Below are 20,335 nucleotides of genomic sequence, written 5' to 3'. Positions count from 1 at the left end.
GGAACCGTATGAACAAACACCTTGAACAATTAATCGAGCTCTCTCACGTTGACAAAGAGATCGATGCGTTTGAACCGCAAATCGAAGAAGCAAACCTTCAATATGACGCGCTTCTAGCTACTAAAAACAGCATCATCAGTGAAATCAATGCTCTTAAACAAGAGATTAAAGACGAACAGCTCAAAAAGCACAAAAATGAGCTTCATCTTGCTGAACTCTCTGCAAAACTTGAAGAAAACAGCCGTAAAAGCGGTGAAGTTAAAACTGAACGCGAAATGAAATCACTTCAACTCGAAGAAGAGATTGCAAAAGAGCAAGTAAACTTTGCAAATGAAGAGATTGAACGTTTGGAAAAATTGATTGATCACAAACAGGGTAAAATTGATGAGCTCGAAAATAAAGCTTCAGAAATTGAAGGGACCCTTTCAAGCGTAAAAGCTGATGTTGATGTCAAATTGGCACGTATCGACGAAGAACGTAAAGAGGTATTTGGACGTAAAGAGACATTGGTCGGCGCGATGAACCAAAAAGGGTTATCGTTTTACCAAAAAATCCGCCGATGGGCAAAAAATACGACAGCTGTTCCCGTTCGTAACCAAGCGTGCATGGGTTGTTATATGGCAATCAGTGACAAAGTTTACTCGGACGTTATCAAAGGCGAAGAGATCACAATGTGTCCTCACTGCGGACGTATTTTATTTTTAGAGCCTTCTGACGCTATCGGTGCGTAACGTAGCGTTCGACCTTTTTTATACTGCAGTTGCGGCGTTTTTTTACGTCGTAGCTTTCCCCCTTTTAATCCTTTTTTCATTCAAAAAAAAATATCATGATTCGATTCCTGCGCGTTTTTTCGGTATTAAAAATCCTTCTTTCCAACCGCATGACATTTGGTTCCATGTCTGCTCATTAGGGGAGGCAAAAGCGATTGCACCGATACTGGAGCAATTGAGAGGTAAAAAGATTGCGATCAGTGTCATAACCCATACAGGGTATGAGGCAGCATCTAAATACGCCGCACAGGTACGCTATCTTCCCTATGAGATATGGTTATGGTTTTGGATTGAACGACCCAAAACAGTGGTGATATTGGAAGCGGAGTTTTGGTATTTGTTGTTTCGTTTAGCCCGTACAAGAGGTGCTCGTGTCATTGCTCTTAATGCCCGTATCAGTGATCGGAGCTTTCCGAAATATTATCGAATGCGGTGGTTTTACCGAATTTTGCTCTCCCAATGTGATCGTATTTTTTGCCAAAGCAGTGAAGATATGGCCCGCTTTATCGCTTTGGGTGCACGAAATGTTGAAGTGGTGGGGAATATTAAACTCGCCCAAAAGATCGAAGCGACAAAACTCTATCCGAAGCCTGAGGGGACACTGATCGTAGCGGCGAGTACCCATGAAGGGGAGGAAGAGGGGATACTCCGAGGATTTATCGCTTATCGTGACCATAATCCCTCTGCAAAATTGCTTGTGGTTCCGCGCCATCCTGAGCGGTTTGTCAAAGTGGGTGAGCTGATTTCTAAAACGGCACCTGCGATGAGTTTTTCGCGCTGGAGCGAATCGCAAATGATGGACACGGATATTACCCTCATCGATGCAATGGGGGAACTAAACAACCTCTACGCTATCAGTGATATTGCTATTGTAGGAGGAGCATTTGCTTCTATCGGGGGGCATAACCCACTTGAACCTGCCCATTTTGGATGCAAGATTATTAGCGGTGAGCAGATATTTTTGCAGCGAGAGCTGTTTAAATATGTCTCTCATGTGCAGTTTGTATCATTGGAGGGGGTCTTGGAAGCATTAAAGCATGCGGAAGAATTACCACCTTCACAGATCAACGGAAGTGTTGATTTGGAAAAAGTTGTTGAATATTTACAATAAAGATTAGGATAGTTTTAGTGTGAGGGGAGTTCTACCCGAGGGTAGAAAAATTATTTTACTTGGTTTGCCATTCTTTTGAGCTTTTCTTTGTAGGCAGCCATATCAAAATCTTTCACTCTGGCAACACCGTCAGCGATTGCCGCTTCAGCAACCGCATACGATACCCACTCCATCAAACGTTTGTCGAAAGGGGAAGGGATAATATACTCTTTTCCATAGACCATATCGGTTCGGTTGTGTGCTTTTGCAACATAATCAGGTACCGATTCTTTTGCAAGGGCAGCCAAAGCTTTTGAAGCCGCCATTTTCATATTTTCGGTGATTTTCGTTGCTCTAACGTCTAATGCTCCACGGAAGATAAACGGGAAGCCCAAAACATTGTTGACTTGGTTTGCAAAGTCACTTCTGCCGGTACCGATGATGAGGTCATCGCGCACTGATTTAGCGAGATCAGGCATGATTTCAGGTGTCGGGTTTGCGCAGGCAAAGATAATCGGATTGCCTGCCATTGAAGCCACCATCTCTTTGCTGATTTGCTCAGGGCCTGAAAGGCCAAGGAGCATATCGGCATTTTTGGCCGCGTCTTCGGGTGTTCTGTCTTCCGTATCGATCGCATAGGCTTGTTTCTGTGCATTAAGATCCGTTCTGCCGCTATGGATAACCCCTTTAGAATCAAGCATAGTGATGTTTCTAACACCAAGCTGTTTGTACATATTGGCACACGCAATCCCGCTTGCACCTGCTCCGATAACGACGACCTTAAGCTCTTCCGCCTTTTTACCGCTCATTTCAAGAACATTGATGAGTCCAGCCGTCGTGATAACGGCGGTTCCGTGTTGGTCATCATGGAAAACAGGAACATTGCAAATTTCTTTTAATCTCTCTTCGATCTCAAAACATCTAGGAGCACTGATGTCTTCCAGATTGATTCCACCGAAAGTATCTGCGATCGCCGCAACCGTTCTAATGATCTCTTCGGTATCTTTTGTATTGAGTTCGATATCGATGGCATCTACATGAGCAAACGACTTGAACAATACGCATTTGCCCTCCATTACAGGTTTGCCGGCCAAGTGTCCGATATCACCAAGGCCCAGAACGGCTGTTCCATCCGAGATGACAGCTACCAGATTCCCTTTGTTGGTGTAATCGTATGCGGTATCGATATCTTTTTCGATTTCAAGACATGGATAGGCAACACCCGGACTGTATGCCATAGATAGCTCTTTTATAGTATCACAAGGTTTTGTGATCAGTGTTCCTATCTTGCCGTTTGTATCAAATTCATTCTTGGCAAAATGGTATTCGAGTGATTCTTGCTCAAAAGTCGACATCTATTCTCCCTATATTAACTTATAATAATCATTATAGCTTTAAAATTTTAGACATCAAGAATTTTGATACTTATAGTAACATACACTTATATTTAGTTTCAAATAGTAACATAATAGATCTGAGCAAACGGTCGTAGTCTGTTTTTATGACTTACCTGTATTGAAGCACTATCATGGTAAAGTTTCACAAATAAACAGTTAGGGTGTATAGCTACATTACACCAATATTCAGCGGAGAATGAAAATGGAAAAACCAAAAGCGTATAAGCTCCTAGCAGAGCAAGAGGGGATATCCAACTCTGAGGCCAAATCACTGATTGACCGAGGTTTGGTTTATGTCGGAAATAACAAGGTGATGATCGCACGGGGTGAGATTAGTCCCAAAACGATTTTTATCGTTCAAAAAGTGGAAAAAGTACGTCCAATTTTTGAAAACGATGATTTGATTGTTGTCGATAAGCCGGCATTTGTTAACTCCGATGAGATTGAGCGACAGTTTAAAGGCTCTCAATTGCTACATCGACTCGACCGTGAAACAAGCGGTGTTTTGATGCTCGTTAAAAACGAAGAGTTCCGCCTTAAAGCGATCCAAGAGTTTAAAAAAGACAATGTTTACAAAGAGTACGTTGCGTGGGTAGAGGGATTGGTGAGTGAACCGTTTGTGATCGATCAACCGCTTATTACCGAGAAAAAAGGGAACAAAGCTTATACGAAAGTTGCTAAAAATGGCAAACCTGCGATTACGGAAGTGACACCACTGGAAGTATCAGGGAAAAAGACCAAGGTACAGCTCATTATCCATCACGGACGAACCCATCAAATCCGTGCCCACATGAAATATGCACAGCACCCGATTATCGGGGATGAGAGCTACGGCGGACGACAGTCGAAGCGGGTGATGCTTCACGCGAAGAAAGTAACATTGCTCGGGCAAACATTTGAAGCACCGGAACCGAAGGTATTTGGACACTTCGGTAGTTAATTACGAATACTCTAATTGTAATTGAAGAAAAAATTAAGTATAATTCGGAAATTTTTATACCCTGTAGAACCATTATTTAGGAGTTGAAGTGTTTGATACACTAACCGAATCGTTTACATCAGCCATACGCAAAATCCGTTTTCACGACGATGAAAAGGCGTTGACCAAGGCACTCGGCGAGCTTAAAAAAGCGTTGCTCAAAGCCGATGTGAATCATAAAGTCGTTAAAGACCTTATCGATTCGGTTGAACTTCAAACCAAACAAAGCGGTATCGGGAAAGATCAATTCCTCGATGCACTTCGCAAATCGTTGTATGCCCTTTTGGATGTCAAAGGGAAATCAGGATTTGTGTACGCTCCGGTATCTCCGACCGTCATTTTGATGACGGGATTACAGGGTTCGGGTAAAACGACGACGACGGGTAAACTTGCTAATTGGCTTAAAACACGTCAGAAAAAACGGGTTTTGGTTGTTGCGGCAGACTTGCAGCGTCTTGCGGCGGTTGAACAACTCCGCCAAGTGTGCGCTTCTATCGAAGTAGAACTTTATGCCGATGATGCAAGTAAAAATCCGGTTGAAGTGGTTAAAGCAGCATTGGCTCACGCAAAAAATGCACTTGTCGATGTTGTATTGATTGACACCGCCGGACGTTTGGCGATTGATGAAGAGTTGATGAGTGAATTGGCGGAAGTTAAAGCCGTTGCCAACCCGCATGAGATTTTCTATGTTGCCGACTCACTTTCAGGTCAGGATGCGGTTCGTACAGCGGCTGCCTTTAACGAAAAAATCGGAATTGACGGGGTCATCCTCACCAAATACGATGGTGATTCCAAAGGGGGCGTTGCGTTAGGTATCGCTTCCCAGATCCAAGTACCGCTTCGCTTTATCGGTGCGGGTGAAAAAATGGAAGATCTCGAAATCTTCCTCCCGGATCGTATTGTTAACCGTCTGATGGGCTTGGGCGATATCGAAGGGCTTGCTGAGCGAACGGCATCCGTTATCGATGAGAAACGGGCAAAAGCCCTTACCAAAAAGATCAAAAAAGGGGAGTTTAACTTTAACGACTTCCTAGAGCAGATGGAGAGCCTCAAAAAAATGGGGAGCATGAAATCCATAATGGGGATGATCCCCGGAATGGGCGGCATGGCCTCTGCGCTCAAAGATTTCGATTTGGAAAACTCATCTCAACTCAAGCAGATCAAAGCATTGGTTTCTTCGATGACGGTGAAAGAACGCGAAGATCCTGAGTTGTTAAATAACAGCCGAAAAGCCCGTTTGGCTAAAGGGTGCGGTTTGGATATTATCGAAGTGAACCGTATCTTGAAGCAGTTTAAAAATGCCTCTAAAATGGCAAAACGATTCTCGGGTAAATCAGGAATGAAAGACCTTCAAAGTATGATGGGTCAGATGCAAGGTGCGCGTTTACCGCGTTAACCTTGCCAACATCAAATGTTAAGGTGTGCACTCGTAATGAGTTTACTCCTTAGCATTTGAAGAAGCTTAGAGGTTTTTCTTTTACTTTTGTGGGTAAAACACTCTTCTAAACTTCTTGGTGCAACAAAACATTTAAAGGACACACAATGGCAACAGTCATCCGTTTAACCCGTATGGGTCGCAAAAAACAACCTTTCTACCGTATCGCGGTAACCGATAGTCGCAAACGTCGCGACGGCGGTTGGATCGAATTGATCGGGTATTACAACCCAATGACAGACCCTATCACTACCAAAGTAGATGAAGAGCGTTTGAACTACTGGTTGAGCGTTGGTGCTCAAATGTCAGACCGCGTTAAAAAAATTACCGGTAAATAATGATGGTTGCGGACTTCGTCGCAGGTTTTGCTAAGTTAATAGCGTCTTATCCCGAAGAGATTCGGGTAGAATCGAATGAAGGCGACGAAGTGACCGAAATCATTTTGTACGCCAATCAGGCGGATGTAGGCAAGCTAATCGGAAAAGAGGGCAAAATGATCGGTGCGATCAAAACCGTCATTTCCGGTTGCAAAGCCAAAGACGGAAAAAGTTACCGAATCAATGTCGAACCGCTTTCGTAATTCACCCCCCAAAGATCTTCTTCATGTTGCCACTTTAGGCCGAGTCGTCGGTTTAAAGGGGGATATGAAACTCAATCTTTCCACTGATTTCCCTGAACAATTTAGTGCTAATGCCTCCTTTATTTTGGAAAACGGCAAAGAAATAACTCTCTCTTCTTATAACCCTGATCGTGAACTGGTTCATCTCAAGGGGATCGATTCTCCTGAAGCGGCTAAAGCACTGACCAATACGAAACTTTTTACCACTTTTGAAGCGACGCGTGAGCGATGCAACTTGAGAGAGGGTGAGTTTTTCTGGTTTGACCTGCTCGGTTCCACTGTTATGGAAGGGGAAATAGTTTTGGGAAGCGTTCAAGAGATTGAACGGATCGGTCCTTTGGATTATCTGCTGGTAACAACCGATGCATCGTTTGTTTCCAAAGGACTTCCGGCTACCTTTTTAATCCCATACATCGATCATTTTGTTTTAAATGCTGATGCAACGGCTAAAATAATCACCGTAGAGGGCGGATTGGATCTGTTAGAGGCATCCTAATGCGTTTTACCTATGTAACGATTTTTGCTAATCTGATCGAGGGATATTTTCAAGACTCGATCCTAAAACGGGGTATTGAGTCGGGTAAATTTTCGGTTGATTATCTTAATCCCAGAGATTTCAGTACCTCAAAGCATCATAAAGTGGATGATACTGCCGCAGGCGGTGGGGCAGGGATGTTAATGACTCCTCAGCCGCTGTTTGATACTCTTCAAACACTGCCGGATGAATCTCACATTATTTTTGTCGCACCCGTCGGGAAACAATTTACCCAAAACGATGCCAAGCGTCTCTCATCGAAATCTCATGTGGTTTTTGTGAGCGGTCGGTATGAGGGGATTGATGAGAGGGTAGTTGAACGCTTCGCTGATGAAGTGTTCAGCATCGGCGATTACGTTCTCACAGGAGGGGAACTCCCCTCTCTTGTGATGACCGATGCCATCGTTCGAAACATCGAAGGTGTTTTGGGAAATAGTGAATCATTGGAATATGAGAGTTTCGAATCACCACTGTTGGAAGCCCCTTCGTTTGGAAAACCCCCTGTTTATGAGAATATGAGTGTTCCATCAGAATACTTAAAGGGAAATCACAGTAAAATTCGTGCACTAAAATCGTCTCTGTCTGAATGCAAAACAAAATACTTCAGACCGGAGCAGCTTCAAAAGCATAAAATAAGGACATCTTATGAAAAATAAGTACATTGCAAGTTTCGAGCAAGCACAAATCGCTAACAAAAACGTTCCTGAGTTCCGCGCGGGTGATACACTTCGTCTTGCTGTAACCATTACAGAGGGCGAAAAATCACGTGTTCAAAATTATGAAGGTATCTGTATCTCTATCCGTGGAGAAGGTACTGGTCGTACTATCACAGTACGTAAAATCGGCGCTAACGGTGTTGGTATCGAGCGTGTATTCCCAATCTACAGCGATAGCCTAGAGAAAATCGAAGTTCTTCGCCGTGGACGTGTACGTCGTGCGAAATTGTTCTATCTTCGTGACCTTGCTGGTAAAGCGGCACGTATTAAAGAAATTCGTCGCAAATAATCCCCTGCCGCTTTTATGCGGCACCTCTTCTTCTCTTCTTTTTTCCAATCGTATCAAATTTCTCTCTAATACTTTTTAATTTTCCAAAGTACCGCAGCTGTTAATAAAGCCGCAAAAACAATCATGGATATAAAAGCATCTAGGGTTCCGTACGTGTGTTGAAATGGCAATCCCCCGGTATTCATCCCGAAAAATCCTACAACGAGATTAAGGGGTAAAAAGATGACAGAGATAATCGTGAGAAGATAAATACTGCGGTTGAGGCGATCATTGGTCTGGATATTATGATAGCGGTAGATATCATCGAGCTGTGTATTGGCAGCGATGGTCGAACGGAGTGAGCGTTCCAGATGTTCGTGTAAATCATTGAATTCATTCAGTAGATCGGTTTCTGAAAAGTTGTGTTTAGTGACGAAGCGCTCGAAAATATCCACCGCCTTGATGATGACACGTTCGGTGCGAGAGAGTTCCTTTTTGAGGATATGCCATCGTTCCATAGGATTAAAGGATTGTTTTTTGTAGAGACTCTCTTCGATGAAAGCAATTTTATCGTGCGCAATTTCGATATCTTCCATATAGGCATCGATTTTTTCATCCAGAAAAAGATAGAGATCTTTGAAGCCATTCTCAAAACGAGTCAGTTCTCCCTGTTTTCTATCATAATAGAAGATCTCGTCTTGGACAATAACAAAGGGGTAGGAAAAAAATCTCCCTTTGGTCTTCCAAAACTCATTTGAACGTAAGGCTAAAATATTGGCTTTCCCTTCCCAGAGTTCAGGGAGTCTAAGGATAAGGATTTGATATTCTCCGTATACTTCGTAGAGAGATGGGTGGATAGGATTTTGGAGGTCTTTGAGATGAAGTTCATGGAGCTGTATCATCTGTTATTCTCCTTTGAGGGCTCTTTCCATATCGCGTTTGAGACTTTTTTCTTTGAGATCGTCACGCTTATCATAGAGTTTTTTCCCTTTTACAATGGCAACTTGCATTTTAGCAAGGTTTTTATCGTTGAAATAGATACTCAGCGGTACAAGGGTAAACCCTTCTTTCTCGACGGCTTTAAACATCTTATCGATTTGTTTCTTGTGCAGCAGTAATTTGCGGCTTCCACGTTCTTCGTGAGTGTAAAAATGGTGGGTGGTATCGAGTACCCCGATATGCACACCAAATACGAACGCTTCTCCGCGAACGATTTTGATAAATCCGTCTTTGAGATTGACTCGTGCGGCACGGAGGGCTTTGACTTCTGAGCCTTTGAGGACTAAACCCGCTTCGAATTTCTCTTCGATGTAGTAGTCAAAAAAGGCTTTTTTATTGGTGGCAATGTTTTCACCCATGGGTATCCTCCTTAATTCTAAAAAAACTGCTTCCGCTGCCGGAAAAAAACCATCCCTTTTTTTCGCTTAGTTCAGGATAACATCCAAGTGCGGAGCGATAAAGGTCATTGGCCTCTTTAGGGCACATAGCGGCAAGAATAGCACGTGAAGGGGTGGACTCGAGACGTGACGCCTCTTCAGGAGCGATCGGTGCATAGAGATGCTCACGGTAGTAGCGGTACACCGCTGGGGTACTGATCTGTATGTCGGGGGTGATAACTTCAAAATCGATCAACGGTTCATTGAATTTTTCGACAATCTCTCCGATTCCGCTGACGTTGGCACTCTCGTACCCGTAAATGAAAAAGGGGACATCGGCACCGACATTTGCACCGATATCGGCAAGTTCTTCGACGGTTAGCCCCAACTCCAATTCCTCATTACACATCCGCAAAAAGGTTGCGGCATCGGAACTGCCTCCGCCTAAACCTGCAAAAGAGGGGATGTTTTTTTCAACGCATACGGCATGGTTCTCAAAGAAAGAGGAAAGATTATCGGAGCGGGTAACGGATTGGAGATATTTATAGGCTTTATAGATGGTATTAGAGTGAACTTCGCAATCAAAATTGCCTCGGATCTCAAATTCAGGAGTCGATTTCGGTTCAAACCAAAGGGTATCAAAAAGGTGATTGACCCGCATAAAACGTGAGCTTAGGGTATGGTAATCTCCCCTCATTCCGGTGATTTTGAGAAAAATATTGACTTTGGCGTAGGCGCGGTAACGGATCATAATTTGAGTTTTTGTACCAGTTGTTGCAGGAGTGATTCATCATGACCTGATGATGCCTCTTTGTTTGAATCTTCGACGGCGCGAACAAGCTCACTCCGTAATACCCGAATATTGTGCGGGGCATCTATCCCTAGCTTTACGACCCCTTTTTCGATTGAGACCACTTTAACGGTGATTGTATCGGCGATAATGATCGATTCTTCAGGTCTGCGGGAGAGAATCAGCATGCTTCAACCTTATTGAGAATATAACGGACGCCATCAGAGGTAATCTCTAGAATCGAGATGGTATCACCGTTGTCGATCCAGTAGGTTCCATTGTCGCTAATATCAAAATCTTCGCGTGATAATGGTTGACCGAGTAGAACCGTTTGTAATGTGCCATTATAGCGGTTTTTGGTAATAGCGAGAGAGGTTTTAAGATCAAGCTCTTTTTCATTTTCGTAGATAAATTGCCCTTCATTGAGCCGCTCTAATGCACTAAGGGCACCATTGCAACCTAAGCGATTGGCAATCATTTCTCCGAGTGAACGGATATAGCTCCCCTCGGAAACAGTTGCTTCAAAGGTAAGAAAGGGATGCGTGTAGTGGATGAGGGTAAGATTATAGATTGTCGAGGTGATTTCATGCAAATCAACCTCTTTTCCTTCACGGGCGAATTCATAAGCTCTGCGCCCTTCGATTCGCTTTGCGCTGTATTTGGGCGGTAGATAGGTGAGCTCACCGGTTAAAGAGTTTAAAATAGGTTGAATCTGCTCTACACTGAGAGGCTGAGTCTCGTCTATCGTCTCGATTTTTTCAATATCCAGAGTCGGCGAATAGGCTCCAAGCCAAAGCGTCGCTCGATAACGCTTAGGGGTTTTGTTTAAAAATCGAAACAATCGTCCGTGATTGCCGAATGCAATAATAAGCACCCCTTTGGCAAAGGGATCTAATGTACCGGAGTAGCCCGCTTTTTTGACGCCGTAACGCCGTTTAAGTCTCCCTAAGAGCTGATTTGAACTTATTCCAGAGGGTTTATAGGCAACGAAAAGACGATTCAATTAAAGTTTCTCCACGAATGAGGCAAGAATATCCCGTTTATTACCGCCGAAATTGATACTGAGTTTAAACTCGCGTCCCGCTTTGCTAACCCCTTCGACCCGTCCGGCACCGAAGATTTTATGGCGTATTAAGTCCCCTTTTTTATAGGAGGTATTTTTTTCCAAGATCAGGGAACCTTCGCATAATCCCGCTTCGTTGATGAAGCGGCTTTTTTGCAGATCGGTACGGCGTCCTTTGTAAAAGCGGCTGTTGACATTGGAGAGGGTAAGATTGCTTTTGGCACGGGTGATAGCAACATACCCCAGACGACGTTCTTCTTCGAGATCACTCCCATCGCCGATAAGCGGTAAAAATCCCTCCTCCATACCGATAACGAATAGGTGCTCGAATTCCAGCCCTTTGGAAGCGTGGATACTCATGATATAGATACTCTCGCCCTCCACTTGATCTTGTTCGCTTTGCAAGGTGATGTCGTTGAGAAACTCAGCCAATGAAGCGTCAGGATTTTGTTTGACATAATCACGAAAGAGACCGTAAAATTCATCGATATTGGCTATTTTTTCGGCTTCGTCCGGGAGCCCTTTTAGGGTCTCTTTGATTTTAAAACGTGTTTCAAGCAGATCGATAAAACGGTAAATTGCCTCTTCTGCAACGAGACGAAGTTCAAGAATTTCGGAGACGAAATCACGCAGCTCCCCGGCACTTTTTTTCCGTACAAGCGATTCGAGCTCACTCTCATTGAGGGTAGAGATAAATTCAAACATCGATTTACCCGCTTCGATGGAAGAGAGCTCAATTTTATCAATCGTCGCTTTTCCCAGACCCCGTTTAGGTTTATTGATAATCCGCTTGAGAGAGAAATTATCATGAACGTTGGTGATGACACGCAGATAACTGATGAGATCTTTGATCTCGGCACGGTCATAGAAACGTAAACCGCCGACGAGCTTATAAGCGACACCGGCGCGGTTTAGTCCCTCTTCGAGAGAACGGCTGAGGGCATTGATCCGATAAAGTACCGCGATTTCATTCGGGCGGACTCCTTGGGTGATAAGAGTTTTGATTGTCTTGGCAATTTTTTGGGACTCTTCGCTCTCATCATTCGAGGTGATGGTTTGGACCGCCTCTCCCCCCTCTTTGGTTGCGATGAGTGTTTTACCCAATCTTGAGCGGTTATGTTCGATGAGGGCATTGGCAACCGTGAGAATAGGCTGGGTGGATCGGTAGTTGTGCTCCAATTTGACCACCATCGTATTGGCGAAATCCTGATCGAACTCAAGGATATTTCGCACATGCGCCCCCCGCCATCCGTAGATACTCTGATCATCGTCCCCTACGACGCAGAGATTGTTGTGAGTACTGCACAATTTTTGGAGTAATCGTAATTGTAATTCATTGGTGTCTTGATATTCGTCGATCATGATATAGCGATATTTTTCCGATGTCTGAGTACACAGATCGGGATTCTCATTGAGGAGCTTATAGGTGAGGCAGAGCAAATCATCGAAATCGACGAGATTATTTTTGAGCAGATAGGCTTCATACTCTTCATAGATTTTAGCAATGTGCTTGTAGTTCGTAAGTTCCGCTTGCGCGTACGCTTCGGCAGGATCGATGAGAGAATTCTTATAGCGGGAAATTTCACTGGCGATCAGGGCAGTGGGAAGATCAGCATTGATTTTTTTAATGATTTTCTTTTTGTCATCGGTATCGATAACTACAAAATTATTAGCACGTCCCAGCAAATGGATATGAAATTTGAGAAAAAGGAGGCCGAATTTATGAAAGGTACAAAGCAAAGGGGGATAGGAATTTTGGGCGATAAGTCCCATCGCCCGCTCACGCATCTCTTTGGCCGCTTTATTGGTAAAAGTGAGGGTGAGTGTGTTGCCTGCGGGAATTCCGACTTGATCAAGCAGATACGCAAGGCGTGTGGTAATGGTTTTGGTTTTTCCGCTTCCTGCTCCTGCCAAAATGAGCAAAGGACCGTCAATCCGCTCCACCGCACTGCGTTGTGCTTCATTAAGATTTGAGAGAATTTCATCCATGCTGTTATCGCCCTGCTCGTATTAATAGTTAATTTATTATAGCCCAAGTTTTCTATTTTTTAAATTCCTTTATCCAAATGCAATAAAATATGCTGTTCAACTCTTGCATTGGTTATAATTTTGGGTTATAATACTGCTATTCATTCAGCTTATAGGAATTATTATGTTAAAAGATTTTGCAAAACTCATGACCTTTCTGACGGTCGTTAGGGAGAAAAGTTTTTCAAAAGCATCGGCGAAACTCGGTATTTCTCAGCCTGCCGTAACACAGCAGATTAAATTTATCGAAGATTACCTCGATACTCGTGTGGTAGAGCGTAAAAAGAACGGGATCAAGTTAACCAAAGAGGGTGAAGATCTTTTCCGTATTGCGATAAAGCTTGAAAAAGCGATCCAATCGAGTGAAAAAGAGCTCCTTAAAATCATCAATAAAGAGTTCACTTTTATTGTGGGTGCTTCGTATGCGATCGGTAACTATGTATTGCCATCGTACTTGGGTCAACTCAAAGAGAAGATTAATAACGAAGTTCACATCCGTGTTGCATTTTCAGAGGAAATTGTAGATCAGTTGATTGATAAAAAGATTGATATCGCCCTTATTGAATCACCGGTATTTAAAGAGGGATTAATTTACCGTGAATGGGAAGAAGATGAATTGGTTATGTTCTCCAATCAGCCGATCCCAAAACAGCTTCGTAAAGAAGATATGTATAAATTCGACTGGATCTGCCGTGATGAAAATTCTCATACACGCAAATTGACCGCAGAAGTGTTTGAAGAGATCGGGGTAGAGTGTTCAGGCTTCAATGTCATCGGTGTCGTTGCCAGCTCGACAGCGATTAAAGAGACATTGATGCGTTCACCGAAAGATGCGGCACGTCCGGTTGTATCGGTCATTTCTCGTCATGTAATCAGTGATGAGGTGGAAGAGGGGAGATTGTTCGAAGCGCGGATTAAAAATTATAAAATCAAGCGTAAATTCTACATCGTCTACAGCAAAGAGCGTAAACATGACGCGTTTATTGACAATGTAGTCACTTACCTATTAGGGTTGAAGTTATAAACTTCACCCGTTACTTTTTCTTCAAAAACTTCTGATTCTCAGGATTCGCGAGCAATGCGCTCATAGAGTTCTGAACCCCTTCATGCTTTTCAATGTTGATAATAGGATGTTGTTCTTGGGGTATTGCAAGGTTTACAAATGCAGGGGTATCATCAATGATGATCTGAACAATTGAGAGAAGAGGTACGGAAACAAAACTGCCGATATTTTCTTGACCAAATCCCGCTTCAAAAATCAAAATATCGTTGTCGATACGGGCACTTTCAAACGTGTATCCCGCGAGAAAAAATAGGGTCATTGCCCGAAACTCTTCACTTAGATGATGAGGGAGAGGGGGATCAAACGTAACGTGATCAATTTTACATAAAATCCCGAAATTTTGGTCATTTTCAAAAAGGTAGATAAGCATATCCCGAACATGGTTTTCCATTAAACGGGCGAATGAAGAACTTTTGATAATATCGAATAACATAATCACAGACCTGTATTTTTAGGTAATTATACCACTTTCGACTTCAATGAATCCCATCATCGCATTCATAAGGGCTATCTTTGTTGCTTTTGCAATATCAGATACACGTAAGGATACGGGATAAACGACCCCTTTTTCAATCATTCTTGCACGTGTCGTTCCCTTGAGCAAAGGGATGTCCGGAGTGAGCCATTTCCCATCAATGAAAAAGGCAATATTTGCGATCGTAGTGTCGGTAAGCAAGCCGTTTTTCACGATAAGAACATCGTCGCAATCCTCTCGCTTCTCATACAGATTATTTAAATTTTCTCTCTGTGCGTATTTAAGGGGATACTCAATGGTATCGGCATGAATTAGCTTAAGAGAGCTGATTTTTTTGGGTGTATAGGGGATGAACTCGATGGAATAGTGGTTTGCGTCATAAAGAAAACGGCATCGATAGAGTCCACGATCGGGAGGTGTTATCAATATTTTAAGCTCATAATTTTTATCGATGCCGAGAGATTGGAGTGAACTTTCTAAACGCTTTTGATGATAGGAGAGGTGAAGAGGCAGACCCTCTTCGCACCGTATCGTTTCTAAGAGCATTTACGATTCAAACAGCGGCGTACTGAGATAACGTTCTGCGGTATCGCATAAAATAGTGACGATTGTTTTGCCACGATTTTCAGGGCGAGCAGCGATGAGCGCAGCGGCATGGACATTAGCCCCCGCAGAGATACCGACGAGCAGCCCTTCCGTTTTAGCGAGTGCTTTGGAGGCTGCGATTGCATCTTCGTTGCTCACCATAATCACTTCATTGTAAATGGCTGTGTTGAGTACATCGGGGACGAATCCCGCTCCGATCCCTTGAATCTTATGCGGCCCCGGTTTTCCGCCTGAGAGGACAGGGGAATCTTTGGGCTCTACAGCAATGATTTGGATATTCGGCAAAGCGGCTCGGAGTGCTTCCCCCGTTCCGGTAATTGTCCCTCCGGTTCCGATAGCAGCGACAAAAATATCGACATTTCCATCGGTATCGCGTAAAATTTCTTGAGCCGTGGTGACACGGTGGATAGCAGGATTTGCAGGATTGGAAAATTGTTGAAGAACGATAGCATTAGGGGTTGATGCAACCAATGCATTGGCCTCATCAATAGCCCCTTTCATCCCTGCTGCTGCCGGTGTGAGGACGAGATTTGCCCCGAGAGCTTTGAGAAGATTGCGTCGTTCGATTGACATTGATTCAGGCATGGTGAGGGTGAGTTTTAACCTCAAAGCAGCACAGATAGAGGCGAGTGCGATACCGGTATTTCCGCTGGTCGGCTCGATAATCAAGGTCTCTTGGTTGATGCGACCTTCTTCCATTGCGGTTTTAATCATGTTAAACCCGATACGGTCTTTGACCGAACTGGTCGGATTCATAAATTCGCATTTTCCTAAAATGGTTGCTCCGCTACTGCCAGATGGTGCATTGAGCCGTACAAGTGGCGTATTGCCGATGAGTTCAGTGATATTAGCCGCGATTTTCATGTGGTATCCCTGTTTTTTACCCATTATAATAGCAAATTTTTTAAAATCCAATAATCATTAGTGAATCAGTATGGATAGATGTAAATAACTTCTATTTAAATTGAGGATTTTTACGAGAGATTAAAAAATTTTGCATATACAGTGGTTTTATCCTATAATTTCATTTTTAAATCAAGATATCGGGTATCTTTAAACCATTTAGCCTGGCTAAGACGCTTAAAGATATTCAAATGAGGGAATACGTGAAAACTAAAAAGATCAGCAAAGTATTGATCGCGAACCGTGGTGAAATCGCACTTCGCATTATTCGAGCCTGTAAAGAGTTGGGGATTAAAAGCGTCGTCGTTTTTTCAGAAGTAGACGTTAATGGTGTATGGGTTCGTAAAGCTGATGAGTGTTATCCGATCATGGGTGACCCAATTGCCGCGTATCTTGATTATGATCGTATTATCTCTTTGGCGAAAAAAGCTGATTGTGACGCGATCCATCCGGGATACGGCTTTTTGTCCGAGAGTGCAGAATTCGCACAAGCATGTGTCGATAACGATATTATCTTCATTGGTCCGAAACCGGAACATATCGCCCTTTTCGGGGATAAAATGGCGTCAAAAGTAGCGATGCGTGCGGTGGGTGTTCCGATGCTTCCGGGTACGGATGAGCCGATCGATAACGTCGAAGATGCTGAGAAGATTGCAATCGACATCGGATTCCCTGTTATCATCAAAGCGGCTTTCGGCGGTGGCGGACGCGGTATGCGTATCGTTGAACGTGCGGAAGATTTTAAAGAGATGTACGAGTCTGCAACTAACGAAGCGTTGCGTTTCTTTAGCCGTGGTGAAACATTTATCGAAAAATATCTCAAAAATCCTCGTCACATCGAGATCCAAATCGTTGCGGATAAATACGGTAACGTTGTTCATCTCGGAGACCGTGACTGTTCTATCCAACGTCGTCACCAAAAAGTGATCGAGATCGCACCGTCTCCATTGTTGAATGAAGCGACTCGTCGTGAGCTTTACCGTATTTCGACCAAAGCGATGTTCAAACTCGGCTATGAGAGTGTCGGAACAATCGAATATCTGGTTGATCAAGATGACAATATCTACTTTATCGAGATGAACACCCGTGTTCAAGTAGAACATCCGGTAACGGAAGCGATCTCAGGAATCGATTTGATCCAACGTATGATCCAAATTGCAGAGGGTGATCCACTTATTTTCATGCAAGAAGAGATTAAATTTCGTGGATACGCAATCGAATTCCGTATCAATGCCGAAAATCCTAAAATGGGCTTTGTCCCATCTCCGGGTCTTATCACTAACTATCTTGCACCGGGTGGCCCTGGGGTGCGTTTGGATTCTATGGCGTACACCAACTATCAAATCCCTTCAAACTACGATTCAATGATCGGTAAATTGATTGTTACGGCGTTGACATGGGAAGATGCGGTGCGTAAAGCGACTCGTGCATTGGATGAGTTCTTGATCGAGGGGGTTCCGACGAATATCCCTCTTCACCGTCAAATCGTTCGTGACCAAGATTTTATCGATGGTAAACTTGATACCGGTTACCTCGATACAAAATTACAAAGTTTTAATCTTGATGCGATCCACAACATGGACGACGAAGAGACGAAAATGAAACAGATCACTGCTGTTATCGAAGCCATTAACAAAAACAAGCTCAACGTTCGCCACTAAAAGCGAAAAGTTCCTTATTCCCGCGCAAGCGGGAGCTTTTTCCCCTGAGAGTAAACCAGCTATTTTCCCCTATTATTTTTTAATACACTATCCCGCTTCCCCCGCCATTCGCCGCATGAAACACTATTGTATTGTTTTTACGGGCATAAAAACGAATCAGAAGATTTTGTACTGTCGGCTCGATGGAGGGTTTAAACCATCCGTTATTACTGACGGCAATTATGTAGCGCACTTCAGGAGTGTAGAGTTCAGAGCGTGTCGCTTCGTAGCAGACGGCATTGCGAAAAGTTGCCCCTTTAACGTTAAAATCGGTCGGTTTTTCGGCCGTGACGAAATCAGCCCCCCCGCCGAAAATCTCCCGATTGACCCATCCGCGTAAAAACTCCGGTAGCGGTATGTATTCGCCGAAGGGGACGAGAATTGTTTTTTTTGCGATGGTGACATTGCCTTCATTATAGAGGTAAGATACGTTGTAGTTTAAACCGTCTTCTTTGTGCAGTGTTCCGGTGAGTATGGCGATATGCATTGAGCGCTGTGCGAGTGCTTCGGAAATCACGGCGTATTCGTTCATATAGAGAGGAAATGCCGATTCGGGGAGGACGACAAGATCGTACCCCTGAGCAATCGCATCATCGATGGCATCAAAATTTTCTTGGAGGGTTTGCTCTAAGCGCTCATTTTGCCATTTGAAATCTTGAGAAATATCGGTTGAGACGAGCTTGATTTTGACATCGGGAAGAGGCGGGGTGGCGTACGAAGTTTGGATGGCACCCAGCAGCAGCATTAAAGGAAAGAGTTTTTTGAAGCCGCTAAACCATCCTGAGAGTGCAAGAGAAAAGAGGACAAGGGCAAACTGCCATTTGGCAAATCCGAGATAACTTTCGACGAAAATAAGTTCCGGCTGCATCCAGTTGAAATCCATCGGCCAGACAAACGTGAGAGCGAACAAGACGAGGGCCCGGATGAATGGATTGGAGGTGAGGGCCATTGTCCCGTAATAGAGGGAATAGACGATTCCAAATCCCAGAGCTACCAGCCATGTTGCCCATCCAAGACCGTAATATTGAAAACTAAATCCGATCCAGTAACACCACAGCAGTCCGATCCAAAATCCGCTGATGAGTACGGTACGCTTCGGGGCATGCAGGAGAGCATAGAGGGCAATTAACCCTGAAAACGTGTTGAGTGCTTTGGATGTGAGAGCGAAATGTTCCCAGTAAATAAAAGCGGAGAAAAAAAGGGCAATGAGCAACGGGGCGAGAAGGAGTTCCATAAAGGGTGTATATCGATATTTCATAGAGCAATTATACCGTTGTTAGCCACATTTCAGTATAATGCCCCAATTTCACATAACCCAAGGATATCCATGGAAATTGTTTCACAAATTCTCCCTTTCGTCTTTTTGATCGCTATTATGTACTTCGTGATCATTCGTCCCCAAAACCAGCAGGCTAAAAAGCACAAAGAGATGGTTGAATCCCTCGCAAAAGGGGATAAGATTATCACAACCGGCGGATTGATCGTTGAGATTAAAAAAGTCGAAGAGACCTATTTCACGATTAAAATGAACAATGAAACCGAAGGGCGCCTCGTTAAAGATGCAGTAGCCAGAAAGTACGAGGATGAAGTTTAATTTCCGTGTTATTTTACTCATAGCGGCTGCTCTTTTCGGGATCATCTTTTCGGTCCCTTCCCTCACACAAAGCGAACATGGTGCAAAAGTTACCCTTGGACTCGATCTTCAGGGTGGATTACATCTTCTTTTGGGGGTTAAAACCGAAGAAGCGGTTAACTCTCAGCTCAAATCGGTTGCCTCCGGTCTAAAGCACTTTAGTGAACAGAATGATATTTTACTCGACGGTCTCAGTGTTGAGGGAGATCATGTGGTCTTTGAACTCATGGACAGTGAAGACGCTGCCAAGATTGATGAACATTTAAAGAGCGTTCAAGGTACAGCGGTCAAACTCTCCGGTGCAGCGTATAGTGTTTCGTTTAAACCCGAAGAGGTTGAAAAGCTAAAGACCCAATCGGTGGATCAGGCGATTGAAACGATTCGTAACCGTCTCGATCAGTTCGGTTTGGCAGAGCCTGTCGTCGCACGTCAAGGGGTTGATAAAATTCTCGTGGAGCTTCCGGGGATCAAAACACCGCAAGAAGAGCAGCGTGCACGTGAGTTGATCTCCCGTGCAGCGAAGCTTGAACTCATGGCAGTCGATGAAGATCGCTCAATGCGTGTAAATGACATGAGCGATGCGGAAGCGCTGAGCTTCGGGGACAAAATTCTCGAAGATGCGTTGCAACTGAATGTCAAACATCTGGTTAATGAGATTCCTATTTTGGATGGGACAATGCTGACCGATGCACAGGTGGGATACGATCAAAACAATCGTCCGGTGATTAATTTTTCACTCAATTCTGCCGGTGCACAGGTTTTCGGTGACTTTACCGGCAAAAGTGTCGGTAAGCGCCTTGCAATCGTGTTGGACGGAAAAGTCTATTCAGCACCGGTCATTAATGAACGTATCGGCGGCGGAAGCGGTCAAATCAGCGGTAACTATACG

Annotated in this window: 23 protein-coding genes and 1 pseudogene; 13 read left to right on the top strand and 11 right to left on the bottom strand. The window is 43.9% G+C overall.

The window, feature by feature from the left end; translation table 11 throughout:
* The first annotated feature begins 8 nt into the window (after positions 1-8).
* Both A3G19_RS11060 and waaA read left to right on the top strand, forming a co-directional pair.
* The gene (locus tag A3G19_RS11060) at positions 9-731 is read left to right on the top strand and encodes a zinc ribbon domain-containing protein (RefSeq protein ID WP_294872855.1); all 723 of its coding nucleotides are present in this window, start codon (positions 9-11) and stop codon (positions 729-731) included.
* Complete coding sequence (gene waaA, locus A3G19_RS11055; protein ID WP_294872850.1) at positions 724-1,881, top strand: lipid IV(A) 3-deoxy-D-manno-octulosonic acid transferase; 1,158 nt, start codon at positions 724-726, stop codon at positions 1,879-1,881. The genes A3G19_RS11060 and waaA overlap by 8 nt, the downstream gene beginning before the upstream one ends.
* A gap of 50 nt (positions 1,882-1,931) precedes the next feature.
* Here waaA and A3G19_RS11050 read toward each other — a convergent pair whose 3' ends face one another.
* Complete coding sequence (locus A3G19_RS11050) at positions 1,932-3,215, bottom strand: malic enzyme-like NAD(P)-binding protein (protein ID WP_294872847.1); 1,284 nt, start codon at positions 3,213-3,215, stop codon at positions 1,932-1,934.
* Positions 3,216-3,459: 244 nt separating this feature from the next.
* On the opposite strand from A3G19_RS11050, the gene A3G19_RS11045 reads away from it, so the two are divergent.
* The 7 genes from A3G19_RS11045 (at position 3,460) to rplS (ending at position 7,830) form a co-directional block, all read left to right on the top strand.
* The gene (locus tag A3G19_RS11045) at positions 3,460-4,197 is read left to right on the top strand and encodes an RluA family pseudouridine synthase (protein WP_294872845.1); all 738 of its coding nucleotides are present in this window, start codon (positions 3,460-3,462) and stop codon (positions 4,195-4,197) included.
* Positions 4,198-4,285: 88 nt separating this feature from the next.
* Complete coding sequence (gene ffh / locus A3G19_RS11040) at positions 4,286-5,632, top strand: signal recognition particle protein (RefSeq protein WP_294872843.1); 1,347 nt, start codon at positions 4,286-4,288, stop codon at positions 5,630-5,632.
* A gap of 146 nt (positions 5,633-5,778) precedes the next feature.
* Positions 5,779-6,009 carry a 30S ribosomal protein S16 gene (gene rpsP / locus A3G19_RS11035; protein WP_013459360.1) on the top strand — a complete coding sequence of 77 codons (231 nt, stop codon included), beginning with the start codon at positions 5,779-5,781 and terminating at the stop codon, positions 6,007-6,009.
* Positions 6,010-6,011: 2 nt separating this feature from the next.
* Entirely contained in the window at positions 6,012-6,251 is a 240-nt protein-coding gene (locus A3G19_RS11030; protein ID WP_041192521.1) for a KH domain-containing protein, read from the top strand.
* Complete coding sequence (gene rimM / locus A3G19_RS11025; RefSeq protein ID WP_041192378.1) at positions 6,232-6,786, top strand: ribosome maturation factor RimM; 555 nt, start codon at positions 6,232-6,234, stop codon at positions 6,784-6,786. Before A3G19_RS11030 ends, rimM begins: the two co-directional genes overlap by 20 nt.
* A complete protein-coding gene (gene trmD, locus A3G19_RS11020; protein WP_015652940.1) occupies positions 6,786-7,481 on the top strand; it encodes a tRNA (guanosine(37)-N1)-methyltransferase TrmD in 696 nt (231 codons plus the stop codon). Before rimM ends, trmD begins: the two co-directional genes overlap by 1 nt.
* The gene (gene rplS, locus A3G19_RS11015) at positions 7,471-7,830 is read left to right on the top strand and encodes a 50S ribosomal protein L19 (protein WP_015652941.1); all 360 of its coding nucleotides are present in this window, start codon (positions 7,471-7,473) and stop codon (positions 7,828-7,830) included. The genes trmD and rplS overlap by 11 nt, the downstream gene beginning before the upstream one ends.
* A gap of 65 nt (positions 7,831-7,895) precedes the next feature.
* Here the strand turns inward: rplS and A3G19_RS11010 are convergent, their stop codons facing one another.
* From A3G19_RS11010 to A3G19_RS10985, 6 genes are read right to left on the bottom strand one after another with little or no spacing between them, the layout of a single operon-like run.
* Positions 7,896-8,711 carry a CorA family divalent cation transporter gene (locus A3G19_RS11010; RefSeq protein WP_015652942.1) on the bottom strand — a complete coding sequence of 272 codons (816 nt, stop codon included), beginning with the start codon at positions 8,709-8,711 and terminating at the stop codon, positions 7,896-7,898.
* Between the two features lie 3 nt (positions 8,712-8,714).
* Positions 8,715-9,167 (bottom strand): SsrA-binding protein SmpB, encoded by a 453-nt coding sequence (smpB, locus tag A3G19_RS11005; protein WP_015652943.1) that lies wholly within the window; start codon positions 9,165-9,167, stop codon positions 8,715-8,717.
* Complete coding sequence (locus tag A3G19_RS11000; protein ID WP_015652944.1) at positions 9,160-9,936, bottom strand: 4-(cytidine 5'-diphospho)-2-C-methyl-D-erythritol kinase; 777 nt, start codon at positions 9,934-9,936, stop codon at positions 9,160-9,162. The genes smpB and A3G19_RS11000 overlap by 8 nt, the downstream gene beginning before the upstream one ends.
* Positions 9,933-10,163 carry a carbon storage regulator CsrA gene (gene csrA / locus A3G19_RS10995; protein ID WP_015652945.1) on the bottom strand — a complete coding sequence of 77 codons (231 nt, stop codon included), beginning with the start codon at positions 10,161-10,163 and terminating at the stop codon, positions 9,933-9,935. The genes A3G19_RS11000 and csrA overlap by 4 nt, the downstream gene beginning before the upstream one ends.
* Complete coding sequence (gene truB, locus A3G19_RS10990) at positions 10,157-10,978, bottom strand: tRNA pseudouridine(55) synthase TruB (RefSeq protein WP_015652946.1); 822 nt, start codon at positions 10,976-10,978, stop codon at positions 10,157-10,159. The genes csrA and truB overlap by 7 nt, the downstream gene beginning before the upstream one ends.
* Positions 10,979-13,027 (bottom strand): UvrD-helicase domain-containing protein, encoded by a 2,049-nt coding sequence (locus tag A3G19_RS10985; protein WP_015652947.1) that lies wholly within the window; start codon positions 13,025-13,027, stop codon positions 10,979-10,981.
* Between the two features lie 163 nt (positions 13,028-13,190).
* On the opposite strand from A3G19_RS10985, the gene A3G19_RS10980 reads away from it, so the two are divergent.
* The gene (locus A3G19_RS10980) at positions 13,191-14,090 is read left to right on the top strand and encodes a LysR family transcriptional regulator (RefSeq protein ID WP_015652948.1); all 900 of its coding nucleotides are present in this window, start codon (positions 13,191-13,193) and stop codon (positions 14,088-14,090) included.
* A 10-nt stretch (positions 14,091-14,100) separates the two neighbouring features.
* Here A3G19_RS10980 and A3G19_RS10975 read toward each other — a convergent pair whose 3' ends face one another.
* From A3G19_RS10975 to cysK, 3 genes are read right to left on the bottom strand one after another with little or no spacing between them, the layout of a single operon-like run.
* Complete coding sequence (locus tag A3G19_RS10975; RefSeq protein ID WP_015652949.1) at positions 14,101-14,562, bottom strand: hypothetical protein; 462 nt, start codon at positions 14,560-14,562, stop codon at positions 14,101-14,103.
* An 18-nt stretch (positions 14,563-14,580) separates the two neighbouring features.
* Positions 14,581-15,150 (bottom strand): aminotransferase class IV family protein, encoded by a 570-nt coding sequence (locus tag A3G19_RS10970; protein ID WP_015652950.1) that lies wholly within the window; start codon positions 15,148-15,150, stop codon positions 14,581-14,583.
* Positions 15,151-16,074 (bottom strand): cysteine synthase A, encoded by a 924-nt coding sequence (gene cysK, locus A3G19_RS10965; RefSeq protein WP_015652951.1) that lies wholly within the window; start codon positions 16,072-16,074, stop codon positions 15,151-15,153.
* A gap of 242 nt (positions 16,075-16,316) precedes the next feature.
* Here cysK and A3G19_RS10960 point away from each other — a divergent pair, with 242 nt between their 5' ends.
* Positions 16,317-17,774 (top strand): acetyl-CoA carboxylase biotin carboxylase subunit, encoded by a 1,458-nt coding sequence (locus A3G19_RS10960; protein ID WP_294872840.1) that lies wholly within the window; start codon positions 16,317-16,319, stop codon positions 17,772-17,774.
* 79 nt (positions 17,775-17,853) lie between these two features.
* Here A3G19_RS10960 and A3G19_RS10955 read toward each other — a convergent pair whose 3' ends face one another.
* The gene (locus tag A3G19_RS10955) at positions 17,854-19,071 is read right to left on the bottom strand and encodes an apolipoprotein N-acyltransferase (protein WP_294872838.1); all 1,218 of its coding nucleotides are present in this window, start codon (positions 19,069-19,071) and stop codon (positions 17,854-17,856) included.
* Positions 19,072-19,140: 69 nt separating this feature from the next.
* On the opposite strand from A3G19_RS10955, the gene yajC reads away from it, so the two are divergent.
* A complete protein-coding gene (yajC, locus tag A3G19_RS10950) occupies positions 19,141-19,407 on the top strand; it encodes a preprotein translocase subunit YajC (protein ID WP_015652954.1) in 267 nt (88 codons plus the stop codon).
* A pseudogene (locus tag A3G19_RS10945) lies at positions 19,397-20,335 on the top strand (protein translocase subunit SecD); the annotation flags it as partial. The gene yajC and the pseudogene A3G19_RS10945, both read left to right, overlap by 11 nt.

Source organism: Sulfuricurvum sp. RIFCSPLOWO2_12_FULL_43_24 (assembly GCF_001829605.1).
Classification (GTDB): domain Bacteria; phylum Campylobacterota; class Campylobacteria; order Campylobacterales; family Sulfurimonadaceae; genus Sulfuricurvum.
The sequence above is the reverse complement of the archived record's forward strand: the minus strand, read 5'-3'. Positions and strand labels throughout refer to the sequence as shown.